The organism is Pseudomonas sp. NFPP04, assembly GCF_900113815.1.
GTDB lineage: Bacteria > Pseudomonadota > Gammaproteobacteria > Pseudomonadales > Pseudomonadaceae > Aquipseudomonas > Aquipseudomonas extremorientalis.
The window spans coordinates 525740-543158 of record NZ_FOQS01000004.1 but is presented as its reverse complement, the minus strand read 5'-3'; the positions used below and the strand labels follow the sequence as shown (position 1 = coordinate 543158).

Annotated in this window: 11 protein-coding genes; 7 read left to right on the top strand and 4 right to left on the bottom strand. The window is 61.3% G+C overall.

All coding sequences use genetic code 11. The features are described 5' to 3' along the window. On the bottom strand, positions 1 to 1952 hold a 1952-nt coding region (locus BM017_RS12105), incomplete at its 3' end, for an RHS repeat domain-containing protein (protein WP_170856067.1). Between the two features lie 201 nt (positions 1953 to 2153). Here BM017_RS12105 and lexA point away from each other — a divergent pair. From lexA to uvrA, 6 genes are all read left to right on the top strand, one after another. Then, positions 2154 to 2771, top strand: a complete 618-nt coding sequence (gene lexA, locus BM017_RS12100; protein ID WP_071488029.1) for a transcriptional repressor LexA — start codon at positions 2154 to 2156, stop codon at positions 2769 to 2771. Next, complete coding sequence (gene imuA / locus BM017_RS12095) at positions 2771 to 3385, top strand: translesion DNA synthesis-associated protein ImuA (protein WP_092244404.1); 615 nt, start codon at positions 2771 to 2773, stop codon at positions 3383 to 3385. The genes lexA and imuA overlap by 1 nt, the downstream gene beginning before the upstream one ends. Positions 3386 to 3392: 7 nt before the next feature. Further along, positions 3393 to 4805: a Y-family DNA polymerase gene (locus BM017_RS12090; protein ID WP_092244401.1), complete on the top strand. Its 1413-nt coding sequence runs from the start codon at positions 3393 to 3395 to the stop codon at positions 4803 to 4805. Then, entirely contained in the window at positions 4781 to 7873 is a 3093-nt protein-coding gene (locus tag BM017_RS12085) for an error-prone DNA polymerase (protein WP_218189850.1), read from the top strand. Before BM017_RS12090 ends, BM017_RS12085 begins: the two co-directional genes overlap by 25 nt. 108 nt (positions 7874 to 7981) lie before the next feature. After that, complete coding sequence (locus BM017_RS12080) at positions 7982 to 9694, top strand: ATP-binding protein (RefSeq protein WP_092244395.1); 1713 nt, start codon at positions 7982 to 7984, stop codon at positions 9692 to 9694. Then, positions 9691 to 12210: an excinuclease ABC subunit UvrA gene (gene uvrA, locus BM017_RS12075; RefSeq protein ID WP_092244392.1), complete on the top strand. Its 2520-nt coding sequence runs from the start codon at positions 9691 to 9693 to the stop codon at positions 12208 to 12210. Before BM017_RS12080 ends, uvrA begins: the two co-directional genes overlap by 4 nt. Positions 12211 to 12275: 65 nt before the next feature. Here the strand turns inward: uvrA and tkt are convergent, their stop codons facing one another. Further along, positions 12276 to 14339, bottom strand: a complete 2064-nt coding sequence (gene tkt / locus BM017_RS12070; RefSeq protein WP_092244389.1) for a transketolase — start codon at positions 14337 to 14339, stop codon at positions 12276 to 12278. 186 nt (positions 14340 to 14525) lie between these two features. Between tkt and BM017_RS12065 the strand changes: the two genes are divergently transcribed. Further along, positions 14526 to 14750 (top strand): DUF465 domain-containing protein, encoded by a 225-nt coding sequence (locus BM017_RS12065; protein WP_071488022.1) that lies wholly within the window; start codon positions 14526 to 14528, stop codon positions 14748 to 14750. An 80-nt stretch (positions 14751 to 14830) separates the two neighbouring features. On the opposite strand, the gene BM017_RS12060 is transcribed toward BM017_RS12065, so the two are convergent. Both BM017_RS12060 and BM017_RS12055 read right to left on the bottom strand, forming a co-directional pair. Further along, a complete protein-coding gene (locus BM017_RS12060; RefSeq protein ID WP_256575626.1) occupies positions 14831 to 16102 on the bottom strand; it encodes an MFS transporter in 1272 nt (423 codons plus the stop codon). Positions 16103 to 16339: 237 nt separating this feature from the next. Continuing rightward, complete coding sequence (locus tag BM017_RS12055) at positions 16340 to 17353, bottom strand: EamA family transporter (RefSeq protein WP_139212864.1); 1014 nt, start codon at positions 17351 to 17353, stop codon at positions 16340 to 16342. Positions 17354 to 17419 lie beyond the last annotated feature (66 nt).

Genomic DNA, 17419 nt, shown 5'->3' with positions numbered 1-17419 from the left:
CCACCGGCCAAACCGCGCTCAAGAATGACGTGCTGTTCGTCGTAGCGATAAACCTCGCTTTCACCGACCGCGTTGGTCGCTGAAATGAGTCGCCCAAGGTCGTCATAGGCGTAGGAAACAATCGTTTGCTCCGTCACCCACACAAACGGACCGTCATCCACAACGCGATGAATCTGGTAATCCACCGCCACGATGCGGCCCGACGCATAGCGCAACCACAACGAGCGCCCGACACCGTTATCCACCCGCTCAACACGCCCCAGAAAATCCCGGGTAATGCGCAGCCGGTTGTCATACGCATCGCTGATCGCTGTCAGCACACCGTCGCGGAAGTGGTAGAAACGTGACGCTTGGGCCAGCACCAGTTCATCAGGCACAGCACCCAAATAGATTGCGGCTTCGGCCAGGCTGTTGGTGATTGCGGGTCGAGAGGTCGTCGGCAAGGGCAGGGTGGTGGAGCGGTTTTCATGATCGGTCCACACCACCGCATCACCCACAACCACCAGCCGATGCGCCAGCGCGTGACTCCAGCCAAACCCCAGCCCGACATCCACTTCCACCGCACTGGTGCGATACAACCGCGTCCACTCAAACGGCAAGATCCCGTCCAGCGTCCCATCGGTGAGGGTCAGGAGTTCCTCGCCGGTGACCATCGACACCGGGCAGCCGTTGGTGACGGTCTTGTCCGAAGAGGCGGCAGCATCCCCATTCGGGTTGCGAGCAGAAACCGGCACGTCATCCACGGTCTCCTGCCGCACCAACGCGGTTCGCTGGGACTTGTTGCGTACCACCGGTACCGCGTTGGAAACCACCTGATCCCCAGCCTTCAACGGCGCATCCGGAATCGTCTTGATCGTCGTCGCCTGGCTACTGAGCAATATCGGCTTGGCCACCTGCGTGTGATCCGCACGAAAATTCCCGAACTGCCCAGCCATGTGCTCAAGCCATTTGCGCGCACGTTGAGACTTGATGCTGCCCAGCACCTTCGTACTGATGCGTACCGCCATCCCCATACCTGCCGTGGCAAGGCACAGCAGCAAATTGATCAATACTTCAGCGCTGATTTCCCCCAGCAGCTCATTCATATAAGGCGGCGGCAACATCCGCGTCCAACTGACCATTGCCGACAGATAAATGAACAGCAACGGCTCATCACTCAGCACCAGCAAGCCCTTTGCGATGCTTTCGGTGCCGAGCTTCAACAGCTTTTCGAATTCTTCCTGGCTCAGGTAATGCAGCAGCTTTTCGGCATGCTTCAGCGGGTCCAGAAACCACTGAAGCATCTGCGTGATGTTGTCCCAGAGTGAATACAACGCCCCACTAAACCCGCGTGCATAGGCTTCGTGCAGCGAGAGGTAGCGCTTGAGAAAATTGGCTTCGGAATAACCCTTCCACAAGGCGGCGAAGGTGGTGGCCCATTCACGGCGCAGCCAGCCTTCCAGCGGTTCGATAACCGACTGATAAGAGGCGTACAGCGCCTTGAAGTGCGCCTTGGAAACGTTGGGATAGAAACTGACCCGGTACTGCTGGTTACGATCACATTCCTTGATTTCGAGAATGCCGCTGGGTCCGATGGTTTTATGGATGGGCTCCCCGAGCGGGCCACCCTTCGGATCAATGCGCTGCACCATCACGGGCGTATCGCCAATCGGCACAAATCGAGAACTCTGGAACATATGCACCAGGGTCAGCGTGCCGTCTGCCTGGCAGGTTGCGGTGGTGGTGCTGGGAAACAGGGAGCGATTGATCGGCGCGACCAGCGCCACTTCATCTCCAACCTTGAAGACCTGCTCGATATCCAGCGCCGAAAAGCTGAAAAAGCTCGAAGCCCAGGCGTCGTAGTGATTGAGGCAGCGCTTGAAGTCGCGGATAACGGATTCGACGTCTCGCGTCTTTGAATCCAGGGTGGCCAGTACCAAATAGCCAATGGTTTGGCTGGTCACTTCGATCATGAAACAGCCCCATCAACCGGAGCCAAAACCCATAACGCCATCTGCAATCCCTCGCACTGTGTAGTCAGGCGAGGGACTTTGCGGACGTTTGCAGGGCAGGGGAGTAGCGCTTATCCGGCGGTTATGTGGGACGGTTCGACAGTGCTCGTCCGCTATCACGCGACTAGCGGCTATTGTCAGAAATTTCCCACAAGAGTACAAATGTACTCCATGACGACTCTAACCCCCCGCCGTACCGCCATCCTGACCTTTATCCGCGACCGCATCGCGCAACAAGGCCAGCCTCCCAGCCTCGCCGAGATCGCCGAGGCGTTCGGTTTTGCCTCGCGCAGCGTGGCGCGCAAGCATGTGCTGGCGCTGACCGAAGCCGGGTTTATCGAGGTCAACCCCAACCAGGCGCGTGGCATTCGTTTGCTCAACCAGCCGGCGCGCCCGGAATGGCTGGATGTGCCGGTGCTCGGTCGCGTGGCCGCAGGTTTACCCATCGGCGCCGATGCCGAAGTGCACAGCCGCCTGCAACTGGACCCGTCGACCTTCGCGAAAACCCCGGACTACCTGTTGCGGGTGCAGGGCGATTCGATGATCGAGGACGGCATTCTCGACGGTGATCTGGTCGGCGTACGCCGCAGTGCCGAGGCCTTGAACGGGCAGATCGTGGTGGCGCGCCTGGACGGCGAAGTGACCATCAAGCGTTTCGAGCGCAGTGGCGACCACGTGCGTCTGCTGCCGCGCAACCCCGCGTATCAACCCATCGTGGTGGGGCCCGACCAGGACCTGGCCATCGAAGGGGTGTTCTGCGGTTTGGTGAGGCAAGGCTGATGGGCGCCGTGGTTGCGCTGGACACGCTGTTCAATGGCGGGCGTGTCTGGAAGGGCCGGCCCGCCGCTCCGCCGTCCAGTGTGCATCCCACCGGGCTGGCGGCGCTGGACGCGGTGCTGCCCACGGGCGGCTGGCCGGAGGCGGCCTTGAGTGAAATCCTCATGGCCAAGGAAGGTGTGGGCGAATTGCAACTGGTGCTGCCGACCCTGGCGCGCTTGTCGAAGGCAGGGGAGCGCATTGTCTTGGTGGCGCCGCCGTATACACCGTACCCCCATGCCTGGCAGAACGCCGGGGTGGACCTGCGCCTGCTCTCGGTGATCCAGGCCGAGGAACGCGATGCCCTGTGGGCGGTGGAGCAATGCCTGCGTTCCGGCAGTTGCGGGGCGGTGCTGTGCTGGCCGCGCAAGGCCGATGACCGGGCGCTGCGGCGCCTGCAAGTGGCGGCGGAAACCGGGCAGACCCTGGCGTTTGCCTGGCGCGCTTTGAGTGAGTCAGTCAACTCATCGCCCGCCGCGTTACGCCTGGCCGTGGAGGCCAAGCCCGCGCAGGTAAGGGTGCTCAAGTGTCGGGGCGGGCTGGCCCATCCGGCGCCGATTGCCCTGGCGGGGCACTGAGGTTGTCATGCGCTGGGTGTGTATTGTCTTCCCGCAATTGGCGCTGGACGGGGTGCAGCGTGTGCACCCCGAGCCGGACCAACCCTTGGCCCTGCTGGCCGGCACGCCACAGCGGCGCGTGCTGCAAACCGTCAATGACGCCGCCCGCGCCCTGGGCCTGCGCCCCGGTCAATCCCTGACGGCGGCGCATGCCCTGACCAAAACCTTTGCCAGCGTCGAATACGACCCCGCCGAGATCGAGCGCCATCAACAGTTCCTGGCTGCCTGGGCCTACCAGTTCAGTTCCCAGGTCAGCCTGTATTACCCGCGTGCCTTGTTGTTCGAGATTGAATCGAGCCTGGGCCTGTTCGGGCCGTGGCCGCGGTTCGAAGCACGCTTGCGCCAGGAATTGACCGAACTGGGTTTTCGTCACCGCATCGTCGCTGCGCCCAACCCGGCGGCGGCGCGGGTGCTGGCGAATTTCTACGATGGTTTGGCGGTGCAGGATCACGGCTTGCTACAGGCCCTGGCGCCGCTGCCCATCGATCGCGCCGGCCTCGACCCGCAGGCCGCCACGGCGTTGTCGCGCATGGGCCTGCGCCGTCTGGCCCAGGTGCAAGCGCTGCCTCGGCACACCTTGGCGCGACGCTTTGATGCCGACCTGCTCAAGCACCTGGACGCATTGACCGGGCAGCGCCCATTGGCCTTGGCGTTCTATCAGCCCCCGGACCGATTCGACGTGCGCATCGAGCTGAATTTCGACGTGCAGTCCCATCAGGCGCTGCTGTTTCCTTTGCGACGCTTGACGGTAGATCTGTCGGCCTTCCTGTGTGGCCGCGACAGTGGCGTGCAGCGCTTTGACTTGCACCTGGAACACGCCCAGGCGCCGGACACGGTGATCAAGGTCGGCCTGCTCAGCGCCGAGCGCGAACCGGCGATGCTGTTTGAATTGGCCCGGGGTCGCCTGGAGCAGGTACAGGTCACCTCACCGGTACGCGGTTTCCGCCTGGTCGCCCAGGATTTGCCGGTGTTCGTGCCGCAGCGCCAGGACCTGTTCGACGACCGCCCGCAACAGACCTTGCCATGGGAACAATTGCGCGAACGCCTGCGCGCCCGTCTCGGCGATGAGGCCGTGCAGGGCTTGCGCTTCCACGCCGACCATCGCCCCGAATGCGCCTGGCAAGCGGCGAGCGACAAAAACCTCTGCCCGACCTTGCACAAGGTGCAACGCCCCGGTTGGTTGCTGAGCGAACCTACGCTATTGGCCGAACACGGCGTGAATATCCTCATGGGGCCGGAACGCATCGAGTCGGGCTGGTGGGACGGCGCCGATGTCCGCCGCGACTACTACTTGATCCAGACCCGCGCCGGCCAGCAAGGCTGGGCCTTTCGTAACGTCGGGCAAAGCGATGGGTTGTGGCTGCAAGGCTGGTTTGCATGAATTACGCCGAGCTGCACTGCCTGTCCAACTTCAGCTTCCAGCGCGGTGCGTCGAGTGCGCTGGAGCTGTTCGAACGGGCCAAGCGCCAAGGCTACAGCGCCCTGGCGATGACTGACGAATGCACCCTGGCGGGCATCGTGCGGGCCTGGCAGGCGGCGAAGGCGGTGGAACTGCCGCTGATTATCGGCAGCGAGATGCGCATCGAAAACGGCCCGAAACTGGTGCTGCTGGTGGAAGACCTCAGCGGCTACCAGCACCTGTGCCGCTTGATCACGGTGGCCCGGCGGCGCGCGGAAAAAGGCAGCTATCGCCTGTTGCACGAGGACTTCGAGCAACCGCTGCCCGGCCTGCTGGCGCTGTGGGTCGCCGAGGACGGCGACACCCAGGCCTCGATCCAGTGGCTGCGCCGCACCTTCGCCGGGCGCCTGTGGCTGGCGGTGCACCTGCACTGCGGCCAGGACGATGCGCGCCACCTGGAGCAACGCCTGAACCTGGCCGCCAGCCTGCACATCCCGGCGGTGGCCTGTGGCGATGTGCACATGCATGCGCGTGGCCGCCGTGCCCTGCAAGACACCATGACCGCCATCCGTCATCACGTGCCGGTGGCCGAAGCCGGCACGCGCCTGCACCCCAATGGCGAGCGGCACCTGCGCAGCCTCGATGCCCTGGCCGCGCTGTACCCGCAAGCCCTGCTCGATGAAACCCAGGCGATTGCCCGGCGTTGCACCTTCGACCTCAGCCAGTTGCGCTATCACTACCCGCGTGAACTGGTGCCCAGCGGCCACGACGCCGAATCCTGGCTGCGTGCCGTGACCGAAGCGGGCATCGCCCAGCGCTGGCCGCAGGGGGTCGACGCCAAGACCTTGCAGCAGATCCATGACGAACTGAGGCTCATCAGCGAGCTGGGCTACGAAAGCTATTTCCTCACGGTGCATGACATTGTGCAGTTCGCCCGCAGCCGTTCGATCCTGTGCCAGGGCCGCGGCTCGGCGGCCAACTCGGCGGTGTGTTTTGCCTTGGGCATCACCGAGATCGACCCGAGCCTGACGAGCCTGTTGTTCGAGCGCTTTCTGTCCAGGGAGCGCAACGAGCCGCCGGACATCGACGTGGACTTCGAACATGAGCGCCGCGAAGAAGTGCTGCAGTACGTGTTCCAGCGCTACGGCCGCACCCGCGCGGCGCTGACGGCGGTGGTCAGCAGTTACCACGCCGCCGGTGCGGTGCGCGATGTGGCCAAGGCCCTCGGGCTGCCGCCGGACCAGATCAACGCCCTGGCCGACTGCTGTGGGCGCTGGAGCGACGATGCCCCGCCGCTGGAGCGCCTGCGCGAAGGCGGCTTCGATCCCGACAGCCCGCTGCTGCGCCGGGTGCTCACGCTCACCCAGCAATTGATCGGCTTCCCTCGGCACCTGTCCCAGCACCCTGGCGGCTTCGTGATTTCCGAATACCCGCTGGACACCCTGGTGCCGGTGGAAAACGCCGCCATGGCCGAGCGCACCATCATCCAGTGGGACAAGGACGACCTCGACGCCGTGGGCTTGCTCAAGGTGGATATCCTGGCCTTGGGCATGCTCAGTGCGATCCGGCGTTGCTTCGACTTGCTGCGCCGTCACCGCAACCGCGACCTGGCCTTGGCGACGCTCCCCAAGGACGACCCGGCCACCTACGCGATGATCAGCAAGGCCGACACTATCGGCGTGTTCCAGATCGAGTCGCGGGCGCAGATGTCGATGTTGCCAAGGCTCAGGCCGCAGAAGTTCTATGACCTGGTGATCGAGGTGGCCATCGTGCGACCGGGGCCGATCCAGGGCGGCATGGTGCACCCGTACCTGCGGCGGCGGAACAAGGAAGAACCCGAAACCTATCCTTCGCCGGAGCTTAAAACCGTTCTGGAACGCACCCTGGGCATTCCGCTGTTCCAGGAGCAAGTGATGCAGATCGCCATGGTCGCCGCCGACTACAGCCCCGGCGAGGCCGACCAGTTGCGCCGCTCCATGGCCGCCTGGAAACGCCACGGCGGCCTGGAGCCGCACCAGCAGCGCCTACGCACCGGCATGCTGAAAAACGGTTACACCGAAGCCTTTGCCGCGCAGATCTTCGAGCAGATCAAAGGCTTTGGCAGCTATGGCTTTCCTGAATCCCACGCGGCCAGTTTCGCCTTGCTGACCTACGCCAGTTGCTGGCTCAAGTGCCATGAACCGGCGGCGTTTGCCTGTGCGCTGATCAACAGTTGGCCCATGGGCTTCTACAGCCCGGACCAGATCCTGCAGGACGCACGGCGCCATCGCTTGCAGATCCGGCCGGTGGATGTGCAGACCAGCGATTGGGATTGCAGCCTGGAGCCCATCGATGGTGCACAACCGGCGATTCGCATGGGCTTGCGCATGATCTCCGGGTTTCGCGAAGAAGATGGGCGGCGCATCGAAGCCGCGCGCCTGCGTCGAGCGTTCAGCGACATTGCCGACCTGGACGAGCGCGCCGGGCTGGATGCACGTGCCCAGGCCTTGTTGGCCGATGCCGGAGCCTTGCGCGCCCTGGCTGACAACCGGCACACGGCGCGCTGGGCGGTGGCCGGCGTGCACAAGCAACTGGGGCTGTTTGCCGGCCTGCCGAGCCCGGATGAGGCGGCGGTCGAGTTGCCGGCACCGACCGTGGGTGAAGACCTGCAGGCTGACTATGCCACTGTGGGCACGACCCTGGGGCCGCACCCTCTGGCGTTGCTGCGGGATGAATTGCGCAAACGCCGCTGCCGCAGCTCCCATGAACTGATGGCGGTGGAGCACGGCCGTAATGTCAGCGTTGCGGGGCTGGTGACCGGTCGACAGCGCCCGGGGACTGCCAGCGGTGTGACCTTTGTCACCCTGGAAGATGAATTCGGCAACCTCAATGTGGTGGTCTGGCGTGACTTGGCCGAGCGTCAACGCCAGGCGCTGGTGGGCTCGCGGCTGTTGAAGGTGGACGGGCGCTGGGAAGCGGTGGGCGAGGTGCGGCACTTGATCGCCGGGCGCCTGACCGACCTGACGCCCTTGTTGGAAGGGATCAATGTGCGCAGTCGGGATTTTCACTGAGTCCCGTGGTTTCTGCTGTAATCACTTCTGATGCAGATGAGGTGAAACCATCCGGGTTTGCAGCGCTCCAAAACTTGCCGATGTTCTCTTAGCGCACAGAGCCAACCGATGCAATTCTTATCCAACCCCCACGGCTGCGAAGGCTGGGCCGGTGAAATGGCCCAGCGGATCCGCGCATTCGATTGGTCGGGCACCGACCTGGGCCCCATTGACCGCTGGTCCACCAGCCTGGCGTGTACCGTACAGATGATGCTGGCTTCGCCCGTGCCGATGGTGATGTTGTGGGGACGCCTGGGACACATGATCTACAACGACAGCTACTCGGCCTTTGCCGGTGGCCGTCACCCCTATCTGCTGGGCACACCGGTGGAGCTCGGCTGGCCGGAAGTGGCCGACTTCAACCGGCATGTGATGGACACCTGCCTGGCCGGCGGCACCCTGTCATTCAACAACAAGGACCTGGTGCTGTTGCGCAACGGCCAGCCGGAAACCGTGTGGCTGGACCTCTACTACAGTCCGGTGGCCGGCGACGATCAACAACCGGCCGGCGTGCTGGCGATTGTGGTGGAGACCACCGAACTGGTGAAGTCCGAACAGGTACGCCGGGAACTCACGCACAACCTCGAACAACGGGTGGCCGCCGAAGTGCAGGCGCGCTCCGCGGCCGAGGACCAGTTGCGCCAGTCGCAGAAACTCGAAGCCATTGGCGGCCTCACCGGCGGCGTGGCCCACGACTTCAATAACCTGCTGCAAGTGATCGCCGGCAACCTGCACCTGCTGGCCCGCCAGGAACCGGACAACGCCCAGGTGCAGCGGCGTGTCACGGCCGCCATTGCGGCGGTGGAGCGTGGAGCCAAGCTGTCCTCGCAACTGCTGGCGTTCGCCCGGCGCCAACCGCTGTCGCCGGCGGTGTACAACCCGCAACGCATTTACGCGGGGCTTGGCGAGTTGCTGCAACGGGCGTTGGGCGAAACCATCCATATCGACGTGCAGATGCCCCAGGATGCCTGGTTTATCAATGTCGACCGCAACCAACTGGAGAACGCGCTGCTCAACCTGGCGATCAATGCCCGCGACGCCATGAAGGGCGAAGGCGTGATCCGCATCTCCGGCGAAAATATCATCCTCAATCCGGCCGATTGCGCGGGTAAAAGCATCAAGCCCGGCGAGTATGTGCGCCTGGAGGTGGCCGATACCGGCGTCGGCATGTCCGAGAGCACCCTCAAGCGTGCCTTTGAACCCTTTTTCACCACCAAGCGTGAAGGCCATGGCACTGGCCTGGGCCTGAGCATGGTGTTTGGCTTTGTGCGCCAGAGTGGCGGGCATGTGGAAATGTGGAGCGAGGAGGGCAAGGGCTCGGTGGTGCAGATGTATTTCCCCCACAGCCTGGAACCGGAAAGCCTCGATGTGCATATGGACCAGGTGCAGCACAGCGGCGGCCAGGAAACCATCCTGGTGGTCGAGGACAATGAAGGTGTGCGCCTGACCGTCGTGGAGTTGCTCGAACAGTCCGGCTACACCGTACTTACCGCCGAAGACGGTGACCAGGCCATGTCGAAACTGCAGGCAGGCTCGCCACCGGACCTGATCTTCACCGATGTGGTCATGCCCGGCCGCGTCAAAAGCACCGACCTGGCCGACTGGGCCCGCCAGCAGACGCCTGCGGTGCCGGTGCTGTTCACCTCCGGCCACACCCGTGACATTCTCTCCAGCAATCACTTGCTGAGCCCCGATATTCATCTGCTGAGCAAACCCTACAGCCCCGAAGCGCTGACGCAACGGGTGCGCAGCGTGCTCACCGCCCGACAAGGTTGTCCATGACTTCAACGCGCAATATTCCCTCTATCACTGCCCAACCCTCGGGCTTTGTCCGCGTGCGCGGCGCCCGCGAACACAACCTGCGCAACGTCGATGTGGATATCCCCCGCGATGCCCTGGTGGTGTTCACCGGGGTGTCGGGTTCCGGCAAATCGTCCCTGGCGTTTTCCACGGTGTATGCCGAGGCCCAGCGTCGCTATTTCGAGTCGGTGGCGCCCTATGCACGGCGGTTGATCGACCAGGTCGGCGTGCCGGACGTGGACAGCATCGAAGGCCTGCCGCCTGCCGTGGCCCTGCAACAGCAGCGCGGCACGCCGAGTGCGCGCTCGTCGGTGGGCAGCGTGACCACGTTGTCGAGTTTGATCCGCATGCTCTACTCCCGCGCCGGCAGTTATCCGAAGGGGCAAGCGATGCTGTACGCCGAAGACTTTTCGCCGAACCTGCCCCAGGGCGCGTGTCCGCAGTGCCATGGCCTGGGGCGTGTGTATGAAGTGACCGAGGCGCTGATGGTGCCCGATCCTTCCCTGACCATTCGCCAGCGTGCGGTGGCGTCCTGGCCGTTGGCGTGGCAGGGGCAGAACCAGCGGGACATCCTGGTGACCCTGGGCTATGACGTGGACATCCCCTGGCGCGACCTGCCGAAAAAGCAGCGCGACTGGATCCTGTTTACCGAAGAGACCCCCACCGTCCCGGTGTACGCCGGCTTCACCCCGGAACAGACCCGCGATGCGTTGAAGCGCAAACTGGAGCCGAGCTACCAGGGCACCTTCATCGGCGCACGGCGCTACATCCTGCACACGTTCACCCATACCCAGAGTGCGCTGATGAAAAAGCGCGTGTCGCAGTTCATGCAGGGCAGCGCCTGCCCGCTGTGCGATGGCAAGCGGCTGACCCAGGCGGCGCTGTCGGTGAAGTTTGCCGGGGTGGACATCGGTGAGTTGTCGCAACTGTCGTTGACGCAGTTGGCCGAGTTGCTGCGACCGGTGGCGGCGGGGCAGGACAAGATGAAGCTGTCGGTGGAGAAACGCCTGGCCGCGCAGCGCATCGCCCAGGACTTGCTGGAGCGGGTCAGTACCTTGACCGAACTGGGCCTGGGTTACCTGTCCCTGGAGCGCAGCACGCCGACCTTGTCGTCCGGCGAGTTGCAGCGACTGCGCCTGGCAACGCAATTGGGTTCGCAGTTGTTCGGCGTGATTTACGTGTTGGACGAACCTTCGGCAGGCCTGCACCCGGCGGACGGCGAGGCATTGTTCACCGCCCTTGACCGCTTGAAGGCGGCCGGCAATTCATTGTTTGTGGTGGAGCATGACCTGGAAACCATGCGCCGCGCCGACTGGTTGATCGACGTCGGCCCGGCGGCCGGTGAACAGGGCGGGCAGGTGCTGTACAGCGGCCCGCCGGCGGGGCTGGCGCAGGTGGAGGCGTCGCAGACCCGTGAGTACCTGTTCGCGGAAAAGCGCGTGTCGGCTCAGGTGCGGCGTGAAGCCACCGGCTGGCTGCAACTGGAAGGCGTGACGCGCAATAATCTCAAGGGCCTGGACGTGGATTTCCCATTGGGCTGCTTCACGGCGGTCACCGGGATTTCTGGCTCGGGCAAGTCCAGCCTGGTCAGCCAGGCACTGCTGGAGCTGGTGGGCGCCGGCCTTGGGCGTGTGATGGAAAACGACGAAGAACCAAGCCTGGAAGACGACGCCCCGCAAACCAGCGGGGGCCACATCCGTGCCGGGCTGGAGCATATCCGCCGCCTGGTGCAGGTCGACCAGAAACCCATCGGCCGCACGCCACGCTCCAACCTGGCGACCTACACCGGGCTGTTCGACAACGTGCGCAAGCTGTTCGCGGCCACTCCGGCGGCGAAGAAGCGGCATTACGATGCCGGGCAGTTCTCCTTCAATGTCGCCAAGGGCCGTTGCCCGAACTGCGAAGGCGAGGGCTTTGTCAGCGTTGAACTGCTGTTCATGCCCAGCGTGTATGCGCCATGCCCGACCTGCCACGGCGCACGCTACAACCCCGAGACCCTGGCGATCAAATGGCAAGGCTTGAGCATCGCCGACGTGCTCGGGCTGACAGTGGAACAGGCGGTGGAGGTATTTGCCGAGCAGCCTGGGGTGTTGCGTTCGCTGCAGGTGCTGCGGGATATCGGCCTGGGTTACCTGCGCCTGGGGCAACCGGCGACCGAGCTGTCCGGTGGTGAAGCACAACGCATCAAACTGGCGACCGAGCTGCAACGCAATGCGCGGGGCGCCACCCTGTATGTGCTGGATGAACCCACCACCGGGTTGCATCCACGGGATGTGGACCGCCTGCTCAACCAGTTGAACCAGCTGGTGGACGCGGGGCATACAGTGGTCGTGGTGGAGCATGAAATGCGCGTGGTGGCGCAGAGTGACTGGGTGATCGATATCGGGCCGGGGGCGGGGGGTATGGGCGGGAAGGTGGTGGCCAGTGGTACGCCGCAGAAGGTTGCCAAAAGCAAGGCCAGCCGGACTGCGCCATTCCTGACCAAAGAGCTGAACTAAAAGCGGATGAGAACTTGTGGGAGGGGGCAAGTCGAACCGTCGCACCGCCCCTCCCACATTTCTGATCACTGTTGAGTCAGTTGGATCTGCTCTTTCGCCAGCTTCACCACATTCTCCACGGTAAACCCGAACCTCTCCTGCAACTGTGCCAACGGCGCCGACGCACCAAAGCTGTTCATCACCACCTTGGCGCCGGTCTGCCCCACATACCGGTCCCAGCCGAGGGGGCCTGCCTGCTCCACCACGACCCGCGCTTTCACCGCCGGCGGCAACACGCTGTCGCGGTACGTCTGGTCCTGGTCCTCGAACAACTCCCAGCTGGGCATGGACACCACTTGCGCGGCAATCCCTTCGTCTTTCAACTGCTCATACGCCGCCACCGCCAGGCTGACTTCGCTGCCTGTGGCCAGCAGAATCACCTGGGGCGCATCTGCACCCGCCAGCACGTAAGCGCCCCTGGCTGCCCCGGATGCCGGCGCGTACCGCGTACGATCCAGCGTCGGCAGCGGTTGACGCGACAGCACCACGCAACTTGGCCGATGGGTCTGTGCCAGCGCCACCTTCCACAGCTCGCGGGTTTCATTCGCGTCACCGGGGCGCAAGGTCAGCAGCCCCGGCGTTGCGCGCAACTGGGTCAGATGCTCGATCGGCTGGTGCGTTGGCCCATCTTCACCCACGCCAATCGAATCATGGGTAAACACGAACACCACCGGCAGTTCCATGATTGCCGCCAGGCGGATCGGTGGCTTCATGTAGTCGCTGAACACCAGAAAGGTCGAGGTGTACGGCCGCAGGTAGGACAATGCCATGCCATTGGCGATGGCGCCCATGGCATGTTCACGAATGCCGAAGTGCAGGTTGCGCCCGCTGTAGTCCTCGGCGCTGAAACGCCCGGCGCCGTCGAAGGTGAGGTTGGTCTTGGTCGACGGTGACAGGTCGGCCGAGCCGCCCAGCAGCCAGGGGATCTGTTCTGCAAACGCATTCAGCACCTTGCCGCCGGCGGCACGACTGGCGATGCCCTTGGCGTCGGTATCGAAATCCGGTAGGTGTTTCTGCCAGTGCTCCGGCATTTCCCCGGCACGCATGCGCCTCAATTCATCGGCCAATTCCGGTTCGTACTGTTCCAGCTGGGACAGGTGCTCGCTCCACTTTTCATACAGCGGCTCGCTGCGCTCAAGCAAAACATCACGCAATTGCGTGCGCACCTCGTCGGGAACCAGGAAGCTGGAATCCTCGGGCCAGCCATAGGCTGCCTTGGTCAGGCGAATTTCGTCTTCGCCCAGGGGCTCGCCATGGGCGGCGGCCGTGTTGTGTTTGTGCGGGGAGCCGTAGCCGATCACGCTGTCGACCACAATCAGGGTGGGCGCGCCGCGGTTGCAATGGAACGCCTCCAAGGCATTGCTCAGGGCTTGCAAGTCGTTGGCATCGGTCACATGCAGGGTGTGCCACCCATACGCCTGGAAGCGCTTGATCACATCTTCGCTGAACGCCAGCTCAGTGTGGCCTTCGATGCTGATGGTGTTGTTGTCATAGATCCAGCACAGCTTGTCCAGTTTCAAATGCCCGGCCATGGACGCCGCTTCGCCGCTGATGCCCTCCATCATGTCGCCGTCGCCGCACAGGGTGTAGACGTTGTAGTCGAACAGGGTTTTTTCTTCGCGGTTGAAGCGCTTGGCCAGCCAACGCTCGGCCATCGCCATGCCGACGCTGTTGGCACAGCCCTGGCCGAGCGGGCCGGTGGTGGTCTCCACCCCAGTGGTCATGCGGTATTCGGGGTGGCCGGGGGTTTTGGAGCCTGCTTGGCGAAACTGCTTGATATCGTTCAGGCTGACAGCGGCCTGGCCGGTGCGCTTGCCGTCGGCATCCAGTTCCCCCACACCGGCCAGGTGCAGCAGCGAATACAGCAACATCGAGGCATGGCCGACGGACAGCACAAACCGATCACGGCTGGGCCAGTCGGGATGTTGCGGGTGATAACGCAGGAAACGACTCCACAGCGTATAACCCACCGGCGCCAGGCCCATGGGCGTGCCCGGATGGCCGGAATTGGCCTTTTGCACGGCATCCATGGCCAGGGTGCGGAGGGTGTTGATGCATTGGGTATCGACAGCGGTGGCAGCGAGCGTCATGAAACCGTTCTCCCTCGGGTGGCTATCTAGAGTGGAGGGCAAGGCGCGGCAAAGGTTTGATCCAAACGCCCGCGCCGCGACGAACGGGGCTGTAACGGGGCTGTATTGACCCCGAGCATGACAAGACCCCTCGCAATGGTCTAGCTTCTAGGGCGTAAGCCATTGATCAACATGCGGAGGTACGCCATGCCAGTGAAACACGACCTGTATCAGGACTTGGGGTTGAGCAAGGAAGTCGTTCACGAACGCAGGGCGAGCGACAAACGCCTGGACTCGCTGCTCACGCAGTACGACGACGCTGACAAAGAGGTGCTGAAGGCGGAGTCGGCAAGTGCCAGCGACGAGGATGTGGAGAAGCTGAAGAAGAAACGCTTGTTGATCAAAGATGAGATTGTGGTGAAGTTGGGCTGATCACGATCGAGCCTCCTTGTAGGAGCAAGCGTGCTCCTACAAGGTTATGGACGTATTTTATCTACCCGGCTTTAGGCCTGTCACGGCGCATCTCCAGTAAACCGGGTTGATTCAAGCTTTTTGCTCTTTTTACGACGTTGTTGCCCACCTAGCAGTAGGGTAGTACTTGCAAAAAAGAGACCCATAAAACAGACGCCTGCAACAACAATTAACGTCGACGAGAAACCATATCTATCCAGCAGCCCGCCGAAGACAGTGTAGGAGATACCGATGATGATCGAATTGACTAGATTGGCGACGGAGAGGCAGGAGGCTCGAATGCGTGACTCTATGTTTTCATTGATGTAGGTCTCGTAGGCAGTTTCATAGATAGCGGGGAGTGACATGATTAAAATAAATACTGCGACTGAAGAGAGTGTTCCGGTATTCAAAGATAGGGTGAAGAGCAGTGCGGTGACAATGAGGGTGGTGGTGACGGCTATCACCCCAAGCGTGAATCTGGAGCAAATATATCCTGCAACCATAAACATGGCAGCCGATATGATTTCAACTGCGGCATAAATGCCGGCAATAACAGGTATTTCTAGACCCTGCTGGGAGAAGAATGGCTGGCCGTAGATGAAAAGAGGAATGGTTGAGAGTTCAAATAGAGCATATCCAACAAAGAGAGGTATCAGAAAAGAACCTCTGTTGGAGCTGAAAAATTTGATGAGTGAAGTAAAGTTACCCCCTGTGGTTTTCGTATTTAATTCATTTGCGTTGTTGGGGGTTAGTGAAATAGGTGGAAGCTTAATTTCGGAGTTGAATACTACAATGATGGCGCCGATGAGTTTTGATGCCGCAAAAAAAATATAGACTCCGTTCCAAGACAAGGTGTCTTGTATGACACCGCCAAGAAGCATGGACAAACTCAGCGATATCGCACCAATAGCACGGGCGCGTGACAATATTTTAGGATACTCATCAGCCCGATGTTCTGCCAGTAAGTTGTCATACAGCAATGCTCTGTCTGAACCAGATCCCATGGCAATGCTGGTACCGAATAGGCAGAATATGATTGCGAAGGAAATAAAAGACGAAAATAGCAAAAAACCAATCCCACTGACACACAAGCCTAAAAAGCTGATGATAAGCGTGCACTTGCGACCATATCGATCTGCGAGTAAACCAGAGGGGATTTCCAGCGCGACTGAAGAAAAAAACAAGAATGATTGTAGGATACCTATCTCTCCCTGGGTGATACCGAGTTGCAGTAGGTAAAGTACAAATAAGCTTCTCTGGACGTCCAGGTTCATGAAGACAGACAAAACGTAATATAAGTTGTCGTTCTTGTTTTTGATAGGTTTAAGCATGCTTGTTGAGTGTCTGTTTTGGGGGCGGGAAGGAGGCTGATCATTCCTGAATGGCACTCAGTAGAAGCCATGTTGCCAGCATTGTGCAAATGTAGGACTTCCTAAATGCGTGTAGTGTTTTTCTGTTGGGTTTAATGTGAGTTGTTCTTTGTGGTGTATTTTTGAATTGCACGCATGATAAGCGCAGTGGGGCTTATGTCTGGAGTTTGGGAGCACATACGCGTCACCTTGCAATTACTATTTTTTTTGAGTCGCCAGTTCATAGATTATGAGCACTATCAGCACGCCTACCGTGAATGAGTACAGCAGCAACGCATTTATCGAGATCGGTTGCTTGTACACATACACAGCGATCACAAGCTGCGTGATGGGCAATACGAATTGAAATAAGGCTGCCTGGGAAAGTGGGATTCTGCCGATGGCGTAGGCAAACATTATCAAGGGCACGACCGATATTACGCCTGCCAGGGGAATCAGCCACTGAGCCTGAGTTGACATGGGATCTGGCCAGGCAAGGCTCCATCCAAGCAGCGCAACAGCGAGCACGATGGCGAGTGTTAAAAACAGAGTCTCGACGAACAAGCCCTCTACCGCATTCAACGGCGTGGCTTTTTTGATGCAGGTGTAACTCCCCCAAGTGACGGCGATCAGCACGTAAATCCAGTGGTTGAGCTCGCTGCTGGTTAGCGCCAGCAGCAAGGCTGCGGCCATGATAGTCAGCATTGAAACAGTCTGTGCAGGCTTGAGCTTCTCGCGGTAGAAAAAGACGCCCATCGTTATCGATAAAAACGGGGCAAGCAAATAGCCGAAGCCACTTTCAAGCACATGGCCGTGCAGGGATGCCCATATGAAGGATCCCCAGTTAACGGCTACCAAAAAAGAAGCAGTGCAGTGCAGGCCTAAGGTGCGGATATTGAGCTTTACGAGGTGACGAAAGCCTTGGCCAAACCCAATGATCACAGCCAGTGCGAGCAGGGATAGCAGGACCCTGTAGGCAACCAGAACCTGGGGCGTGAGTTCGTTCAGCTCTCGCCAGTACAGCGACGATACCCCAAGGAGAATATTGGCAGCTAAGCCGCTGGAGGCCGCCAATAGATAGGTAAATGAAGGCTTGGTCATATCGGCCGCACGCAGGGGAATCTGCTGCAGCATCGTTGTTTTATTGCGCAGTGAACAGGGACGTTCGCCCCGTTCACATTTTTTCAGAATTGACTGAAAGACATCATCCCACTCACTGCCTATCATGCCCATCGCCCACCCGGCTCTGGGGACTGTTGCAGCGCAAGGATTGCGCTGGTGAGCCGGGTGGGTACTTCA

Excerpts from the sequence above, each read along its gene's own strand:
- lexA (WP_071488029.1), top strand. The coding sequence starts at position 2,154 with ATGTACTCCATGACGACTCTAACCCCCCGCCGTACCGCCATCCTGACC.
- imuA (WP_092244404.1), top strand. The coding sequence starts at position 2,771 with ATGGGCGCCGTGGTTGCGCTGGACACGCTGTTCAATGGCGGGCGTGTC.
- BM017_RS12090 (WP_092244401.1), top strand. The coding sequence starts at position 3,393 with ATGCGCTGGGTGTGTATTGTCTTCCCGCAATTGGCGCTGGACGGGGTG.
- BM017_RS12080 (WP_092244395.1), top strand. The coding sequence starts at position 7,982 with ATGCAATTCTTATCCAACCCCCACGGCTGCGAAGGCTGGGCCGGTGAA.
- uvrA (WP_092244392.1), top strand. The coding sequence starts at position 9,691 with ATGACTTCAACGCGCAATATTCCCTCTATCACTGCCCAACCCTCGGGC.
- tkt (WP_092244389.1), bottom strand. The coding sequence starts at position 14,339 with ATGACGCTCGCTGCCACCGCTGTCGATACCCAATGCATCAACACCCTC.
- BM017_RS12065 (WP_071488022.1), top strand. The coding sequence starts at position 14,526 with ATGCCAGTGAAACACGACCTGTATCAGGACTTGGGGTTGAGCAAGGAA.
- BM017_RS12060 (WP_256575626.1), bottom strand. The coding sequence starts at position 16,102 with ATGCTTAAACCTATCAAAAACAAGAACGACAACTTATATTACGTTTTG.
- BM017_RS12055 (WP_139212864.1), bottom strand. The coding sequence starts at position 17,353 with ATGGGCATGATAGGCAGTGAGTGGGATGATGTCTTTCAGTCAATTCTG.